The organism is Bradyrhizobium sp. AUGA SZCCT0169 (assembly GCF_018130085.1).
GTDB lineage: Bacteria > Pseudomonadota > Alphaproteobacteria > Rhizobiales > Xanthobacteraceae > Bradyrhizobium.
Genome location: NZ_JAFCMC010000038.1, coordinates 14,013 through 30,962 on the forward strand (window position 1 = coordinate 14,013; position 16,950 = coordinate 30,962).

Consider the following 16,950-nt stretch of genomic DNA (forward strand, 5'->3'; position numbering starts at 1 on the left):
GCCGGGACCGCCAGCGTGAGAGCGATAGCGCTCATCGCGTCGCCGTGTCGGATTTTGTTTGAAAGACTCTGGGTCATCTTCCTTTGTCTACTACGGACGCCCGTGGTTATGGGTCCCCGGCCCCCGCGCGCAATTGCGCACTAGGCCGGGACGACGATAGAATTTTAGACACTCACTCCGAGCGCTTTCCACTCCCGTAGCGCCTGCGCGTCGCGCGGCGAGACATCAGGGTATTCGGCGTCATCGCCCACGGTCGGCAGGATCTTCCACGACCGCGCGCATTTGATGCCCTGGGCCTTTTCGACCACGACCGCGACGCCGGGAACGTCGGCGAGGGTGAAGGCCGCGGCCGGCGCGTCGTCATTGGTCACCATCGCGTTCGAGGTGATGCACACTTCGGCCAGATCGACGTCGAACAGCGTGTTGAAGATCGCCTTGTCCGACACATAGACCAGAGGCGACGCTTCCAGCGACGAGCCGATGTTCTTGGCGGCGCGTTCGAGTTCGAGCGCGCCGGTGACGACGCGCCTGACGTCGCGGATGGTTTCCCATTTCGCAGCCAGCGCATCGTCCTGGAATGAACCTAGATCGGTCGGGAACAGTGTCAGGTGCACCGACGGCGCGGCGCCCGGCCGGTACATCCGCCAGGCTTCGTCGGTGGTGAAGCTGAGCACCGGCGCCAGCCATTTCAGGATCGCGTCGCAGATGATGTCGATCGCGGTCAGCGCCGCCTTGCGCACCGGCGAGGACGGCGCATCGCAATACAGCGCGTCTTTCCGGATGTCGAAATAGAACGCCGACAATTCGGTGTTCATGAACGCCGACAGGCTGGCGACAACCGTCTTGTAATCGAACTCGGCATAGGCCTGCCGCACGATCGCGGCTTGTCCCGCCAGTTGATGCAGCATCAGCCGCTCGAGTTCCGGCATCTCCTCATGCGCGACCGCGTCACTGGGCTTGAAGTGGTGCAGCGTGCCGAGCATCCAGCGGATCGAGTTGCGCAGCTTCTTGTAGGTCTCGATGGTATTTTTCAGGATTTCCGGCCCGATGCGCTGGTCGTCGGCATAGTCGGTCGAACTGACCCAGAGCCGCAGGATATCGGCGCCGGAATCCTTCATCACCTTCTGCGGCTCGACGGTGTTGCCGAGCGATTTCGACATCTTGCGGCCGTTCTCGTCCAGCGTGAAGCCGTGCGTCAGCACCACGTCGTAAGGCGCGCGGCCGCGGGTGCCGCAGCTTTCCAGCAGCGAGGAATGAAACCAGCCGCGATGCTGGTCTGAGCCTTCCAGATACATCACGGTATCCTCGCCGCCATCGACCTTGCGGACGATGTTGCCGAGCGTGGGAAAATTCTGGCGGTCTTCCAGCACGAAGGCATGCGTCGAGCCGGAATCGAACCAGACGTCGCAGATGTCGTCGACCTTCTTCCAGTCTTCGCTCGCACGGGACCCAAGAAAGCGTTCGCGGGCGCCTTCCATGTACCAGGCGTCGGCGCCTTCCTCCATGAAAGCCTCGGCGATGCGCTGGTTGACGATTTCATCCTGCAGGATTTCGGCGGAGCCGTCGCCCTTTTCGCGGACGAACACCGCGATCGGAACGCCCCAGGCGCGCTGGCGCGAGATCACCCAGTCGGGGCGGCCGGCGATCATGCCGTTGATGCGGTTTTGCCCGGCCGGCGGCACCCATTGCGTCACCGAGATCGCATGCAGCGCGCGGGCGCGCAGCGTGTCGCCGGGCTTGGCCTTGCCGTTGTCGGCGATGTCCTTGTCCATCGCGATGAACCATTGCGGCGTATTGCGGAAGATCACCGGCTTCTTCGAGCGCCAGGAATGCGGATACTGATGCTTGAGGCGGCCGCGCGCCAAGAGCTTGCCGCCTTCGACCAGAACCTTGATCACGGCCTCGTTGGCGTCGCCCTTTTCGCCCTTGTCGTTGATCACGCGCTTGCCGACAAAGCCCGGGGCGTGGTCGGTGAAGGCGCCGTTCTCGTCGACGGTATAGGGGATCGCGGTATTGATGCCGCGGCTGTCGAGTTCGCGCGCATTCGCCATCCAGGCATCGAAGTCTTCGCGGCCGTGGCCGGGCGCGGTATGCACGAAGCCGGTGCCGGCATCGTCGGTGACGTGGTCGCCGGGCAGCAGCGGTACGGTGAACTCGTATCCGCCGCTAAAGCCTTTCAGCGGATGGGCGCATTCCACCGCGTCGAGCGTGTCGGCCGGCAGCTCGCGAACCTTCTTGTAGGCGGTGACGCGCGCCTGCTTGAACACGCTCTCGGCCAGCGCGTCGGCGAGGATCAGGAGGTCGCCGTTCTTGGCCCAATTGTCCGCCGGCGCATCGGTGACCTCAAACAGACCGTAGGCGATCTTGGGCGAGAAGCTGATGGCGCGGTTGCCGGGCAGCGTCCATGGCGTCGTGGTCCAGATCACGACGGATGCATTGGCCAGCGCCCCATGCGCCGGCGAGGTCACCGGAAATTTCACCCACACCGTGTCCGAGGTGTAGTCCTCATATTCGACCTCGGCCTCGGCGAGCGCGGTCTTTTCCACCACGCTCCACATCACGGGCTTGGAGCCGCGATACAGCGTGCCGTTGGCGGCGAACTTCATCAGTTCGCGCGCGATCTGGGCTTCGGCGGGATAGCTCATGGTGGCGTAGGGATGGTCCCAGTCGCCGATGATGCCGAGCCGCTTGAATTCCTCGCGCTGCACGTTGAGCCAATGCGTGGCATAGGCGCGGCATTCCTTGCGGAACGCCACCATCGCCGTGGAGTCGCGGAAGTCGGGCTTCGGCTTGCCCTTGGAGCGGTAGTTCTCTTCCTCGATCTTCCATTCGATCGGCAGGCCGTGACAGTCCCAGCCCGGCACATAGTTGGAGTCGAAGCCGAGCATCTGCTGGCTCTTGGTCACGACGTCCTTGAGGATCTTGTTCAGCGCGTGGCCGATATGGATGTTGCCGTTGGCGTAGGGCGGGCCGTCATGCAGCACGAATTTCGGTCGCCCGTCGGCCGCCTCGCGCAGCTTCTCGTAGAGACCGATCTTGTTCCAGTGGTTGAGGATTTCAGGCTCGAGCTTGGGCAGGCCGGCGCGCATCGGGAATTCCGTCAGCGGCAGGAACAGGGTCTTGGAATAGTCTGGTCCTTCGGACTTTTCGGACTTTTGCGGTTTTTCGGACATGAATGCTCTGGTTTGGCTCAAAGGGCGCGAGATACGCTGGTCATTCGCGGGGTAAACGGGGAAATCCCGGTCTTGCGCCGAGCCAAAGCTCAGGCGGAAGCCGGGCCGCTAATGGGGATGGTGCGCCGCGCAAACATGGGCTTTCCATAGCAGCCGGAAGCGGAAATCGCAAAGGCCCGCCGGGCCCCCGCATCTCAGGACGACCGTTTCGGCCTTGCCGGGTTTCCCGTGACGGTCACCTCAGCGCCGACGTCGCGCGTGACCACGCTGCCGGCGCCGATCACCGCACCGTCGCCGATGGTGACGCCCGGCAGGATGATGGCACCGCCGCCAATCCAGACGTCGCTGCCGATCCGGACCGGGCGCCCGAATTCGAGGCCTTCGCGCCGTGTCCTGGCGTCGCGGGGATGGTCGGCCGCGTAAATCTGCACCGTGGGTCCGATCTGGGTGCGGTCGCCGATCGAGACCTCGACGACATCGAGGATGACGCAGTTGAAGTTCATGAACACGCCGTCGCCGAGGCGGATGTTGTAGCCGTAGTCGCAAAAGAACGGCGGCCGGATCACGGCGTCCTTGCCGACATGGCCCAGGCGTTCGCAGAGCAACGCGTGCCGTTCCGAGACCGGCTGCGCCAGCGCTGCATTGTAGCGCGCCAGCCAGGCCTTGTTGACGGCCTGTTCGGCGCCGAGTTCGGCGTCGGGGCGATACAGTTCGCCGGCGAGCATCTTTTGCTTTTCGCTTCTGCTCAATCGATCACTCCAAGCTTCGGAAACGCATCGGGCGCGGCTGCGAGCGCTGCCCGGGCCCGGACGCTGTCGTCGTCCATCTGGCGGATCAACGCCTCGATGCCGTCGAATTTAAGTTCATCGCGGATGAAGGCGATGAAGGCGACGTCGAGCACCGAGCCATAGAGATCGCCCTTGAAGTCGAACAGGAACACTTCCAGCAGCGGCGCGCCATTGTCGAAGGTCGGACGGCGGCCATAGCTCGCCACGCCGTTGAGCCGCTCGGCTCCGCGGCCGACCCGCACCGCATAGATGCCGTGCTTGAGCGCGCAGTTCTTGTCGAGCCGGATGTTGGCGGTGGGATAGCCGAGGTCGCGGCCGCGCTTCTCGCCATGGATCACCTCGCCGGTCGCAAACCACGGTCCGCCCAGCATCGCGGTGGCGTCGTCGATCTGGCCCTCCGCCAGCGCCATGCGGATGGCGCTGGAGGACACCGGCCGCTCGGCGATGTCGACATGGGCCTGGACGTCGACCTCGATCCCGAGCCGCGGCGCCTCGCTGACCAGGAGGCTCGGCGAGCCGACCCGGCCTTTGCCGAAATGGAAGTCGTAGCCGACCGCGATGCCGCTGATGCCGAGCCGGCCGATCAGGTCATGGTGAATGAAATCTTGCGCCGACGTTCCGGCGCGGCCCTTGTCGAAGGTCATCACCACGGCGCCGGCGAGCCCGGTGGCGGCCAGGAGCCGCAGCTTGTTGGTCTCGTCCGTGAGACGGAATTGCGGGCTGTTCGGGCTGAAAAAGCTGCGCGGATGCGGCTCGAAGGTCACCGCAAAAGCGGGTTTTCCGTGGGCGTGCCCCATGGTCAGCGCGGCTGATATCACGGCCCGGTGACCGAGATGGACGCCGTCGAAATTACCCATGGCGACCACCGCCCCTTTGGGGATGTCGGCGGCGGGGGTGGTGTCTCGAATAACGGTAAAACCAGTTGTCATGTGACGGATTCTTGCAGGATTCTTGCGGATTCAAAAAGACCTTGGGTCGCGATGCGCGCGGCCGGACCGTGACGTGGGCGCGCGGGCGAAGTCAAGCCGGACGGCTTTGGTTCAAAACCGAGGCAATCCACCCGCGCCCGATTAACGCGCTGTTTAACGCCTTGATGCTAGGGGTGGGGCGAGGACTGCGGGTCGCGCAGGCCTGCCGATATTTAGTGGCGTAAGCGTTAGTGGGGGAAGAGATGGCGGTTGATTTGTCGATGTCGGTTCTGGTGGTCGATGACTACAACACCATGATCCGGATCATCCGAAATCTTTTGAAGCAGCTTGGCTTTGAGAATATCGACGATGCCAGCGACGGTTCGGAAGCGCTGAACAAGATGCGCGGCAAGAAATACGGGCTCGTGATTTCCGACTGGAACATGGAGCCGATGACCGGCTACGACCTGCTCAAGGAAGTCCGTGCCGATCCCAATTTGGCCACCACGCCCTTCATCATGATCACGGCGGAATCCAAAACCGAGAACGTGATCGCGGCCAAGAAGGCCGGCGTGAACAATTACATCGTCAAGCCGTTCAACGCGGCGACGCTGAAGACCAAGATCGAGGCGGTCTTCCCGGACATGGCGACGGCGTAAAGTTGCTCTAGCTTCTTTCTTAACCTCGCCCCGCTTGCGGAGAGAGGTCGGCGCGTAGCGCCGGGTGAGGGGGTACCGCTCTCACCACATCTTCAGAATTCGCCGAGAGAGCCCCTCACCCCAACCCTCTCCCCGCAAGAGCGGGGCGAGGGAGCAGAGGCGCGTGCCGCCACTACCACTTCAGTTCCCGCATCAGCGCCTTTGGCGGATGGCCGAACAATTCCCTGACCGAGGCCGGGTCGAGCTGGTCGATGCCTTCGAATTCCTCGGAATGGATGCCGCGGGTCACGAACAGGCAGTCGATGCCGAAACCCAATGCCCCGGTGAGGTCGGTGCGGACGGAATCGCCGATCGCCAGCACCCGGTCGAGCGGGGCGGCATGGCCGCGGTGCTCGGCGGCGAGCGCCATCGCGCGTTCATAGATCGGCCGGTGCGGCTTGCCGTAGAAGATCACCTCGCCGCCGAGTTCGCGATAGAGCTCGGCGATCGCGCCCGCGCAATAGACCAGCCGGTCGCCGCGTTCGACGACGATGTCAGGGTTGGCGCAGATCAGCGGCAGCTTGCGCTCGCGCGCCTGCAGCATCATCGCGCGATAATCTTCAGCCGATTCGGTTTCGTCGTCGAACGGTCCGGTGCAGACGATGTAATCAGCCTGTTCGAGCGGAGCCATCACCGGATCAAGGCCGCGGTAGATCGAATTGTCGCGCTCCGGACCGAGCCAGAAAACTTTCTGCCCCGGATGGTCGGCGACAAAGTGCCGGGTCAGATCGCCGGAAGAGACGATCGCGTCATAGATCTCGTCGGCAACGCCGAGCTTGCGCAACTGCCGCTGCACCGAATCAGCGGGCCGCGGCGCGTTGGTGATGAGGATGACGGTGCCGCCGCGCTGGCGAAAGGTATGCAGCGCCGCGCAAGCCTCGGGAAATGCCTCGAGCCCGTTGTGCACCACGCCCCAGATATCGGACAGGATGACTTCCACGCCATCGACGAGGTCGCTCAGTTTTTCGACGAACCGGAGTGCGGTCATGACATCGGGCGCCGGTTAGCCCGGTCCGGCGGCGCGGCGGGCCAGCGCGGCATTGCCGGTCGCCCGCGTCGAAGGTTCGATCGCCGGGCTGGCGACGGGAGCAGGGGGGCTTGCAGGCGGGCTTGGGCCATTGGAACCATTGGTGCTGTTCGAAGACGTCCCGCCGGTAGCAGATGCCCCCTCGGGCCGCAACGGCCGGGGCGGCGCGAACAGGAAGCCCTGGCCGAACCGCACGTCGAAATCCAAGAGATCGACCACCGCGCGCTCGCCCTCGATCTTTTCGGCAATCAGGTCGATGCCGAAGCGGCCGAGCAGATCCGACAGGTCAGAGGGGTGAATGTCCGACGTCGAGCTCTGCCTGGGATCGAGCAGCAGCGCCGCTGGAACCTTGATGAAGCGGACGCCGCGGTCGGCGAGTTCCCGCGGCTCGACCCGGAGGTCGCTGACATGGTCGATCGAGAAACGGTAGCCGCGCTGCGACAGCGCCGCGAGATGCTCGCTCTCGGTCGGGCCGAGGTTGCGGAACGTGGCCTGCTTGAACTCGAGCACGAAGGACGGCGCCAGCGCGCGATTGGCTTCGAGGAAGTCGAGGCATTGCGCGAAGGTGGTGGGACTGGCCAGCGTCGCCGCGGAGACGTTGCAGAACACGCCGACATCCTTGTTGCGCACCATCAGGCGGCGCAGCACCTGCACACAGCGCAGCATCACCATGTGGTCGATGCGCCCCATCAGGCCGCCGGCTTCGGCGGTGGCGATGAAATCGTCGGCGGCAAGAATCTGGTCGTTGTCGTCGCGCAGCCGCGTCACCGCCTCGTAGAAGCGCACCTTGCGCTGCGGCAGCGTCACCATCGGCTGCAGATAGATGTCGAGCCGGTTCTCCTCGATGGCGTTCTTCACCGCGGCGAGAAGCTGCGGCTGGCTGCGCGCGGCGGCTTCGGCCGGCGCGACGGGTGCCGGCCTGGCGATGACGGGCGGCGCTGCGGATTCGATGGACAATGGTGGTGAGATTTGCGGCCCGGCGACAGGCGCAGCCACGATCGGTGCCGGTGCCGGTGCCGGTGGCGCGGCAGCGGCGCCCGAGGCAATCAAATCCTCATGGCTGGCGACGGAGACCGCGAGCTGCTTGACCAGCACGCCGAGTTCATTGATCTCGCCGACCACGGCCTGGATGCGGTCGCTGCTGGCGGAATTCGCCGACACCACGCGGCCCTCGACGGCCGCGAGCCGGCGGCCGAATTCGGCGACCTGGCGGGCGAGGTCGGCGGTGCCGCGGGACAGGTCCGCGATCTGGCTGCCGACATCGGAGCGATCGCGCAGCCGCATCGAAACTGCGTTGTAGAGGATCAGGAAGGTCAGCGCCGTCAGCGCCACGATCGCGGATTCGGTTCCGCTGATGCCGGCGACCGCATGCAGGACCAGGCCAAGCGAGGCTGCGACCAGCACCATGCAGATGGCGATGAAAATCGTCGAAATGCGAATCATGTCGCGCGCTACGCCTTCAGGTCCGAACTACCCCCGCCCGGGAAAACGCTGGTGTCGTCAGGCATCGTCCGGTTTGCGCTCCCCCAAGCGCAACGACCTTAGCATCAATGTTGATTCGCGGGTCTAGTGTTCTTTCAGGAGGCTGGAACCGCCGGTCCCAGCGTATCGGCCATGGTGGCGCCGCGGCTACCCATCGGCTTTGGGTGGCCGACGGTGGTATCGACCGCGGTCTGGTGCTCGATTTCCGAATTCAGTTCCGCTCCGAACAGCACGATAATGGCCGACATCCACATCCACATCATCAGGCCGATGGCGGCGCCGAGCGAACCGTAGGTCGCATTGTAATTGCCGAAGTTCGACAGATACCAGGACAGCGCCGCGGAGCCGGCGATCCACAGCAGGGCGGCGAGCAGCGTGCCGACACTGAGCCATTTCCACTGCGCCGGGCGCCGGCTCGGTCCGAACCGGTAGAGAACGCCGAGCGCCGCCAGCAGCACCGCGAACAAGAACGGCCAACGCGCCAGGCTCACGATGAACAGGATGTCCGGAGGCAGGCCCAGATGATTGAGCGCCAAAGGAAACGCCACCACGGCCCCGACCATCAACAACAGCGCCGCGATCCCGCCGATCGTGAACGCCAGCGAAATCAGATTCAACCTGATGAAGCTGCGCTTCTCCCGTTCTCCATCGACCGCGTTGAGGGCGTCGATCACGGCTTTGACCCCCGCGTTGGCACTCCAGATTGCAAGGGCGAGGCCGAACAGGAAGGCTCCGCCGAGCGCAGTGCTGCCCTTGTCGAGCACACGCGCAATCTGGTCCTGCACGATCTGGAACGAGCCTTCCGGCAGCATCAGCGCCAGCGTCTGCAGGTTGGCGCCGATGGTCGAGGGATCGGCGAACAGGCCATAGGAAGAAACCAGCGCCGTCACGGCTGGGAACACCGCGAGCAGGCCGAAGAAGACCACGCCTGCGGCCGTGGCGAGCAGGCGGTCGTCATTGGCCTGCTGATAGGTGCGCCACAGAATGTCTTTCCAGCCCGCCCAGGGAATGCTGAACGGGCTGCGCGCGCGCCGCCCGCGGCCGCGTTGGGAAAGCTCGGAGGTAAAGTCGTTGCCTTTGGTGACCGCCGGATCGGTCGCGGGATTGGCGTGTTCAGGCGCGGACGTCTGGAAATAGCGCTGCGCGGTCAGGATCACGAGGGTGGTGGCCGCAATCAGGATCAGATTGTCCGTATGGTCGGAGCGGGCGCGGGACATCAGATCCCCGCGTGTCGTGCCTGTTGCCGCCGGCGCACCGCCGCGTAGCCCAACAAGCTTGCCATCAGGATCAAGCCGATATTCGCGTTTCTATTGCCGTGCCCCGGCCGGCTTCGCCGCCTCCGATGTCCAACCGGCGCCGCAGGGGCTTGCAGGATCGCCGCGGCGGTATCCCGGACGGCCTCGATCTGATCGGGTTTCACGGGGCTGGCCTTGATCGCCACCTGCAAGCGGCTGGCGAGCGACGGGAACTGCGGCGGAGGGCGCTTGAGCTTGATGACGGCTACCGCGGCGCAGATGCCGGCGATGACCGCGAGCAGGCCGCCGACGGCGCCGAACGCCCAAAACTGTCCGTAGTTGATTTCAACCCAGCGAAACAGCGCTGCTGCGCCGACGAGGAGCGCCGCGATCAGAAAAATACCGGCGGCCGCGAAGAGACCGGCGGCGATCGCGTAGGAGGTAACCGTGCCGGTGGCCTGGTTGGTCCGGTCGCGCAGATAGGATTGCGTCGCGCGCTTGACCTGGTTGAGCTTCAGCGCAATGCCAGCGCGCAACAAGCCGCTCGAAGGCCCGGGCATGTCAGCTTTCCTCCGTCGGCAGAGGCATGATTGTCTCCGCCGGGAGTGAACGCGAGTTGGTTTCGAATGTTCCGACAGCGCGCGTGTCCCGGCCTTGAGCCGGGACCCGTGTTGCAGATTAGATGTGGAGAGATGGGTCCCGGCTCAAGGCCGGGACACGAGAGTAGGCCCCTTACGCCGTCGCGCGGATCACCTTGGCGACCTTGTCGATGACTTCGCCGATCTGGTCCTCGCTGATGATCAAGGGCGGGGTCAGCACCAAAGTATCGCCGGCGACCCGTATCATCAAATCGTTGTCGTGGAAGGCGCTGTTGAGCCCGTCAAAGCCGCGCTTGCCGGGCAGATCCGGACGCGGCGCGAGGTCGATGCCGGCAGTGAGGCCGACGGTGCGGATATCCACCACGCCGGGTTCCTTCCGCAGCGACATGACCGCTTCGGCGAACTTCGGTTCGAGCTTGCCCGCCCGCTCGAACAGTTTTTCGTCGCGGTAGATGTCGAGCGTGGCAAGCGCCGTGGCGCAAGCCAGCGGATGGGCCGAATAGGTGTAGCCATGGGTCAGTTCCACGGCATGTTCCGGGCCGCTCATGAAGGCGTCGTGGATGGTGTCGCGCACCAGCACGCCACCCATCGGCGCCGCACCATTGGTGACGCCCTTGGCGAAGGTCAGCATGTCAGGCACCACGCCATAGCGTTCGGCGGCAAAGGCAAAGCCGAGCCGGCCAAAGCCGGTGATGACCTCGTCGAAGATCAGGAGGATGCCGTGCTTCTGGGTGATCTCGCGCAAGCGCTTGAGATAGCCCTTCGGCGCCGGCAGCACCCCGGTCGATCCCGCCATCGGCTCGACCATGACGGCGGCAATCGTGTTGGCGCCGTGCAGATTGACCAGCCGCTCCACATCGTCGGCGAAATGCGCGCCATATTCCGGCTCGCCCTTGCTGAAGGCCTGCTTCTCGCGGTCGTAGGTATGGGAAATATGATCGACACCGGTCAGCAAGGAGCCGTAGATCTTGCGGTTGCCGACAATGCCGCCGACGGACGTGCCGCCGAAGCCGACGCCGTGATAGCCGCGCTCGCGGCCGATCAGCCTGTTGCGGCCGCCCTGGCCGCTGATCTGGTGATAGGCCAGCGCAATCTTGAGCGCGGTGTCGGCCGCTTCCGAGCCGGAGTTGCAGAAGAACACATGGTCGAGGCCGGCAGGCGCCAGATCGGCGAGGCGGCTGGCGAGTTCAAAGGCCTGTGGGATGCCGAACTGGAACGGCGGCGCGTAATCGAGGTCGGCGGCCTGCTTGCCGATCGCCTCTGAAATCTGGCTGCGGCCGTGGCCGGCATTGCAGCACCACATGCCGGCAGCACCGTCGATGATCTTGCGGCCGTCGACGGTGAAGTAATGCATGTCCTTGGCGCCGGCGAGCAGCCGCGGGTTCTTCTTGAAGGCGCGGTTTGCGGTGAACGGCATCCAGTGCGCGGCGAGGTCGTTCGGAACATTGACCTTGGTGGGGCTCTTGTCCAGCATGGCAGGCCTCTCTGGTATTGCGGCGTGGAATTACCGCCAAACTACCAGTTTCGCGCTGCGTCGGGAACGCCAATGGTGCGTGATATTTCCGCGCAATCCGGCGGTTCAAGCGCCAAAACGCGCTACAGATCGTCGGCCGTGATATAAAATACTTCGGCTTCCGAATCCTCGGTGTCGAGCCACATCAGCGGTAGTTGCGGATAGGCCGCTTCAAGCGCGGGCCGGCAGCGGCCGATCTCGCAGAGCAGCCCGCCATCCGGCGTCAGATGCTGTTTGGCCTCGTCGAGGATCCGCCTGACGATGTCGAGCCCGTCAGCGCCGCCGTCGAAGGCGAGTTTCGGTTCGGCGCGGCATTCGCGCGGCAGGGCGGCCATGCCTTGCGCATCGACATAGGGCGGGTTTGAAATGATGAGGTCGTAGCGCTTGTCGCCCAGCGGCTTGAACAGGTCGCCGCGGTGCAGCGTCAGGCGATCTTGCAGCCCGTAATCGGCAACATTGTGCGCGGCGACATCGAGCGCATCCTTGGAAATATCCACCGCGTCGATTTCGGCGTTGGGGAAACTCCGGCTCGCCAGGATGGCAAGGCAGCCCGAGCCGGTGCAGAGGTCGAGCACATTTTCCACCGCCGTCGGGTCCGAGATCAGCGAACCGCCGGTCACGTCGTCACCTTCGTTTTCCTGGCCAAAATGCGAGTCGAGCAGTTCGCCGATGAAAGAGCGTGGCACGATGGTGCGCTCGTCGACATAGAACGGCAGGCCGCGCATGTAGATCTTGTTGACGAGGTAGGCGGTCGGTGTCCGCGTGGTGACGCGGCGCTCGATCAGGGCGAGGATCGCCTTGCCTTCGGCCGCCGTGACCCGGGCGGTGGCAAATGCCTCGAACTGGTCGGGGTGAAGGTGCAGCGATTCGCAGACCAGGAACGCGGCCTCGGCGACCGGATCGGTGGTGCCGTGCGCGAATACCAGGTCGGCTTCGATGAAGCGGCTTGCCGCAAAGCGAACGAAATCCAGGAGCGTCAGTAATTCGCCGGCGCGGACTTTTGGAAATCTCGGCTTGGTGTATTTCGGCAGACCGCGTTTGACGGGCGCCTTGCTCTGTTTGGCCATCAGGGTTTGGTCCAGCGCGCCGCGGCGTCGTCGTCATGGCCGCGCGCCTCGATCCAGCTGGTTCCTTTCGCGCTTTCCTCGCGCTTCCAGAACGGCGCATTGGCCTTCAGATAATCCATCAGGAACTCCGCCGCCTGAAACGCCGCCTGGCGGTGCGCCGACGCCGCCAGCACCAGCACGATGTTCTCGCCCGGCGCGATGCGCCCGACGCGATGCACCACGGTGAGGCCGGTCAACGGCCAGCGTGACATCGCTTCGTCGGTGTGCCGCTTGATTTCGGCCTCCGCCATGCCGGGATAGTGCTCGAGCGTCAGTGCCGCGATCGGTTCGCCATTCTCGCTGCCGCGGCAGATGCCGCTGAAGGTCACGACCGCGCCGACATCGTTGCGGCCCTTGGTCAGCGCCGCAATCTCCTGCGCAATGTCGAAATCGGCTTGCTGGATGCGGATGGTCGCGGTCATTGTAGAGATCAACCGCCGGTCATCGGCGGAAAGAACGCGATCTCGCGGGCGCCTGATATCATCGCATCGGGCTTGACATGGGTATGGTCGATCGCGGCGCGGATCACCTTCGGCTTCTCGAACGCGTAGGCATAGGTCTCGCCGCGCTGGGAGAGCCAGCCGATCAAATCGTCCACCGTACGCACGGCGGCCGGCGGCTCGACCATTTCTTCCGAAATGCCGATCCGTTCGCGCACCCAGGCGAAATATTTGACCTTCATCCCTCATCCTCCTTGATGAGGTGGTGGATGCCGGCGCGGAAATAGTCCCAGCCGGTGTAGATCGTGACAATCGCCGATGTCCACAGCAGGGCGATCCCGATCATGGTGGTCGGGGGGAAAATCTGTTCACCCGCTTCGCCGGCGATCAGAAAGCCGATCGCGACCAACTGCACGGTGGTCTTCCATTTCGCGAGCTTGGTCACGGGGACGCTGACCCGGAGCGCCGCGAGATACTCCCGCAAGCCCGAGACCAGGATTTCGCGGCACAGGATCACGATGGCGGCCCACAGCGTCCAGCCATGGATGCTGTTGTCGGCGGCCAGCATCAACAGGCAGGACGCGACCAGCAATTTATCGGCGATCGGGTCGAGCATGCGGCCGAAGGCGGATTGCTGGTCCCACATCCGTGCATAATAGCCATCGAGAACGTCGGTCACGGCGGCGGCGATAAAGAGCGCCAGCGCCACCCAGCGCAGCCACAGCGGGCCGTCCATGATGGATTGGGCATAAACGCAGCCGACCACCACCGGGATGGCGGCGATGCGGGCATAGGTCAGGATATTCGGGAGGGACAGGCTCTTGGACTGGCCCTTGGTGGTCGCGATGTTCATCCGTCTTACCAATACCGCTCAGGCGTGAAGGTCAACCGTGCAGGCCCCAGATGATCTGTCGCAGGCGACGGCCAAATGAAACGTCCAGGTGAACGTCATGTGAATCGGCTCCCTTTAACCCGGTTGCGCATGGAAAAACTCGAAAATCTTGCGGGCGCTTTCGGCGCTGACCCCTGGAACCTTGCCAAGGTCGGTGATCGAGGCCCGCTCGATTTCCTTCAGCGTTCCAAAGTGATGCAGCAAGGCACGTTTGCGTGACGGGCCGATGCCCGGAATCTCCTGCAAACCCGCTTCGCGGATGTCCTTTTTGCGCAGTTTGCGGTGCGATCCGATCACGAAACGATGTGCCTCGTCGCGCAGCCGCTGGATGAAATACAGCACGGGGTCGCGCGGTTCGAGCTTGATCGCCTCGCGGTCCGGCATGAACAGGGTTTCCCGGCCGGCGTCGCGGTCCGGCCCCTTGGCCACCGCCAGCAGCGTGACTTGCGTTAGTCCCAGCGTCTGGAAGATCTCCCTCGCCGCGTTGAGCTGGCCGCGGCCGCCGTCGATAATGACCAGATCCGGCCATTGCGGAAACGAATCGTCGTCGGCCTTGATCGCGGCCTTTGCTTTGGCGGTATCGTCTTCCGGCGGTTTCAACAGCCGCTTGAAGCGACGCTCCAGCACCTCGCGCATCATCGCGTAATCGTCGCCCGGCGTCAGGCCTTCCGACTTGATGTTGAACTTGCGGTACTGGTTTTTGATAAATCCGTCGGGTCCCGCCACGATCATCGCGCCGACCGCATTGGTGCCCTGGATGTGGCTGTTGTCGTAGACCTCGATGCGCTTGGGCGCATGCGGCAGCCCGAGCGTCGTGACCATGCCCTGCAGCAGGCGGCCCTGGGTCGCGGTATCGCTCAGCTTGCGGCCGAGCGCCTCGCGGGCGTTGGTCAGCGCGTGCGCGATCAATTCCTTTTTCTCGCCGCGCTTCGGCGTCGAGACTTCCACCTTGTAGCCGGCCTTGACGGCGAGGGCATCCGCCAGCAGAGCGCTTTCCTCGATCTCGTGCGACAGCAGGATCAGTTTCGGCGGCGGCTTGTCGTCGTAGAATTGCGCCAGGAACGAGGCCAGCACTTCCTCCGGCGTGAAGGATTTCTCCGCGCGCGGGAAATAGGCGCGGTTGCCCCAGTTCTGGCCGGTGCGGAAGAAGAACACCTCGACGCAGGAATAGCCGCCCTCCTGGTGGATGGCGAACACGTCGGCCTCTTCCACGGTGCGCGGATTGATGCCCTGCTGCGACTGGATCGCCGACAGTGCGGCGAGGCGGTCGCGGTAGAGTGCGGCAGTCTCGAATTCGAGTTCGGCGGACGCCTTCTCCATCTCGCCGGCCAGTTCTTTTTTGACCAGATGGCTACGGCCGGACAGGAAGTCGTTGGCCTCACGCACCAGTTCGGTATAGCCGGGGAAATCGATCTCGCGGGTGCAGGGTCCGGAGCAGCGGCGGATTTGATAGAGCAGGCAGGGCCGGGTGCGGCTCTCGAAGAAGCCGTCGGTGCAGGAGCGGATCAAAAACGCGCGCTGCAGTGCCGTGATGGTGCGGTTGACTGCGCCGGCGTTGGCGAACGGCCCGAAATACCGTCCCGGCCGCGACTGCGCGCCGCGATGTTTGAGGATCTGCGGCGCCCAGTGGTCGCCGGTGATCAGGATATAGGGAAATGACTTGTCGTCGCGCAGCTGCACGTTGAAGCGCGGCCGCAGCTGCTTGATCAGATTGGCTTCGAGCAACAGCGCCTCGGTCTCCGTCGTGGTCGAGACGATCTCGACCGCAACGGTGGCCGCAATCATGCGCAGGATCCGCGCCGGCAGCGGCGCGTTGACGCGGGCGTAGGAGGCAAGCCGCTTGCGGACGTTCTTCGCCTTGCCGACGTAGAGCACGTCGTGGCCGGTGTTGAGCATGCGGTAGACACCGGGCGAGGTCGGCGCCAGGCGCACGGCATTTTCGATCGCGGCGTGGCCGACCGCGAGCGGGCCCTCGGCCACGGTCTCCATGGCGTCCTCGGCGGTCTCCTCCGCGGGTTCCGGCAGGCGGGCCTCATCCTCCTCCTCGGCCGCGGACGTCGCCGGATCGAGATCGGCGGAGCCAAGCTCCTGCGCGGGGTCCTTTGCAGGGTCCTTTGAAAGCAAATCCGGCTGGGAACCCCGCCGCGGCTTGCCCGGAGCTTTCGGATGGTCGGTAGAATCGTGATCCATGGGCCTAAATTAAGCGCTGCTGGCCGGCATCGCCAGCGTGCCGGCGGGACCGAGGCCATGCCGGGTAACACATTCTTAAGACTGATGATCGGGCGGTAAGAGGGCTTAACAACCCTTTAACTTAAAACTCTCGATAAATCTTACAGGAAAAAAGTGGAATTCCGTAACCAAGCCGGCCTCGGCCGGAAGGGTGCGGCTGTTGCGTAGTGGAGTTGAGTGATGGGCAGCTTTGTTTTGCGAGCGCTGGCGGTAGTCGCCGCAGCCTGGACGATGTCGGCGCAGGCGGCCGATGTGAATTACGGATCGCGCGCGCCCTATACGGTCAATCAGCCGCTCAACGCCTATAGCTGGGCCGGTCCCTATCTCGGCGGCAATCTCGGCTATGCCTGGGGTTCGGTCGCCAACAATCCGACCAAGCCGTCGGGCTTCGCAGGCGGCGTGCAGGCCGGCTACAACTTTCAGAACGGACCGTGGGTGTTCGGCCTCGAGGGCGATATCAACGCGAGCGGCGCGGCGGACACTTTCGCGCCGTGGAAGTTCTCCAACCCCTGGTTCGGCACGCTGCGTGGCCGGGTCGGCTACGCCTTCAACAACGTGATGTTCTACGGCACTGGCGGTCTCGCCTTCGGCGAACTGCGCGCCACCACGTTCGGCCTGTCGGAATCCCACACCACGGCGGGCTGGACCGCGGGCGTCGGCGCTGAAATGGGCTTTGCGCCGAACTGGAGCGCCAAGGTCGAATATCTCTATGTCGACCTCGCCAACACCAATTTTGTCATCACCGGAGCATCAAACGGCTACAGCTTCGGGCTGATCCGCGCCGGCGTGAACTATCGGTTCTGAGATCAAGAAAACGCAAAGAAACCGTCTGTTGCAGCCTCCCGGCGGCGCCAAGCCGC

Annotated in this window: 15 protein-coding genes; 2 read left to right on the plus strand and 13 right to left on the minus strand. The window is 64.2% G+C overall.

The window, feature by feature from the left end:
- Positions 1 to 164 precede the first annotated feature (164 nt).
- The 3 genes from ileS to JQ609_RS29190 form a co-directional block, all read right to left on the minus strand.
- Positions 165 to 3,173 carry an isoleucine--tRNA ligase gene (gene ileS, locus JQ609_RS29180; protein ID WP_212276251.1) on the minus strand — a complete coding sequence of 1,003 codons (3,009 nt, stop codon included), beginning with the start codon at positions 3,171 to 3,173 and terminating at the stop codon, positions 165 to 167.
- Between the two features lie 194 nt (positions 3,174 to 3,367).
- Positions 3,368 to 3,922: a sugar O-acetyltransferase gene (locus tag JQ609_RS29185; protein WP_212276252.1), complete on the minus strand. Its 555-nt coding sequence runs from the start codon at positions 3,920 to 3,922 to the stop codon at positions 3,368 to 3,370.
- Positions 3,919 to 4,890 carry a bifunctional riboflavin kinase/FAD synthetase gene (locus JQ609_RS29190; protein ID WP_212276253.1) on the minus strand — a complete coding sequence of 324 codons (972 nt, stop codon included), beginning with the start codon at positions 4,888 to 4,890 and terminating at the stop codon, positions 3,919 to 3,921. Before JQ609_RS29190 ends, JQ609_RS29185 begins: the two co-directional genes overlap by 4 nt.
- Positions 4,891 to 5,132: 242 nt before the next feature.
- Here JQ609_RS29190 and JQ609_RS29195 point away from each other — a divergent pair, with 242 nt between their 5' ends.
- Entirely contained in the window at positions 5,133 to 5,528 is a 396-nt protein-coding gene (locus tag JQ609_RS29195) for a response regulator (protein WP_192738834.1), read from the plus strand.
- Between the two features lie 172 nt (positions 5,529 to 5,700).
- Here JQ609_RS29195 and JQ609_RS29200 read toward each other — a convergent pair whose 3' ends face one another.
- From JQ609_RS29200 to uvrC, 10 genes are all read right to left on the minus strand, one after another.
- Entirely contained in the window at positions 5,701 to 6,555 is an 855-nt protein-coding gene (locus JQ609_RS29200; protein WP_212276254.1) for a TIGR01459 family HAD-type hydrolase, read from the minus strand.
- Positions 6,556 to 6,570: 15 nt separating this feature from the next.
- On the minus strand, positions 6,571 to 8,037 hold the full coding sequence (locus JQ609_RS29205; RefSeq protein WP_212276255.1) for an EAL domain-containing protein: 1,467 nt from the start codon (positions 8,035 to 8,037) through the stop codon (positions 6,571 to 6,573).
- 134 nt (positions 8,038 to 8,171) lie between these two features.
- Positions 8,172 to 9,293 carry a YihY/virulence factor BrkB family protein gene (locus JQ609_RS29210; protein WP_212276256.1) on the minus strand — a complete coding sequence of 374 codons (1,122 nt, stop codon included), beginning with the start codon at positions 9,291 to 9,293 and terminating at the stop codon, positions 8,172 to 8,174.
- Positions 9,293 to 9,871: a phage holin family protein gene (locus tag JQ609_RS29215; RefSeq protein WP_212276257.1), complete on the minus strand. Its 579-nt coding sequence runs from the start codon at positions 9,869 to 9,871 to the stop codon at positions 9,293 to 9,295. Before JQ609_RS29215 ends, JQ609_RS29210 begins: the two co-directional genes overlap by 1 nt.
- A gap of 172 nt (positions 9,872 to 10,043) precedes the next feature.
- Positions 10,044 to 11,384 (minus strand): aspartate aminotransferase family protein, encoded by a 1,341-nt coding sequence (locus JQ609_RS29220; protein WP_212276258.1) that lies wholly within the window; start codon positions 11,382 to 11,384, stop codon positions 10,044 to 10,046.
- 122 nt (positions 11,385 to 11,506) lie between these two features.
- Entirely contained in the window at positions 11,507 to 12,490 is a 984-nt protein-coding gene (gene prmB / locus JQ609_RS29225; RefSeq protein ID WP_212276259.1) for a 50S ribosomal protein L3 N(5)-glutamine methyltransferase, read from the minus strand.
- Complete coding sequence (locus tag JQ609_RS29230; RefSeq protein WP_212276260.1) at positions 12,490 to 12,951, minus strand: molybdenum cofactor biosynthesis protein MoaE; 462 nt, start codon at positions 12,949 to 12,951, stop codon at positions 12,490 to 12,492. Before JQ609_RS29230 ends, prmB begins: the two co-directional genes overlap by 1 nt.
- Positions 12,952 to 12,959: 8 nt before the next feature.
- A complete protein-coding gene (gene moaD, locus JQ609_RS29235; protein WP_211998529.1) occupies positions 12,960 to 13,211 on the minus strand; it encodes a molybdopterin converting factor subunit 1 in 252 nt (83 codons plus the stop codon).
- Positions 13,208 to 13,822 (minus strand): CDP-diacylglycerol--glycerol-3-phosphate 3-phosphatidyltransferase, encoded by a 615-nt coding sequence (gene pgsA / locus JQ609_RS29240; protein ID WP_212212993.1) that lies wholly within the window; start codon positions 13,820 to 13,822, stop codon positions 13,208 to 13,210. The genes moaD and pgsA overlap by 4 nt, the downstream gene beginning before the upstream one ends.
- A 114-nt stretch (positions 13,823 to 13,936) precedes the next feature.
- Entirely contained in the window at positions 13,937 to 16,051 is a 2,115-nt protein-coding gene (gene uvrC / locus JQ609_RS29245) for an excinuclease ABC subunit UvrC (RefSeq protein WP_212276261.1), read from the minus strand.
- 219 nt (positions 16,052 to 16,270) lie between these two features.
- Here uvrC and JQ609_RS29250 point away from each other — a divergent pair, with 219 nt between their 5' ends.
- The gene (locus JQ609_RS29250) at positions 16,271 to 16,894 is read left to right on the plus strand and encodes an outer membrane protein (RefSeq protein ID WP_212212987.1); all 624 of its coding nucleotides are present in this window, start codon (positions 16,271 to 16,273) and stop codon (positions 16,892 to 16,894) included.
- Positions 16,895 to 16,950 lie beyond the last annotated feature (56 nt).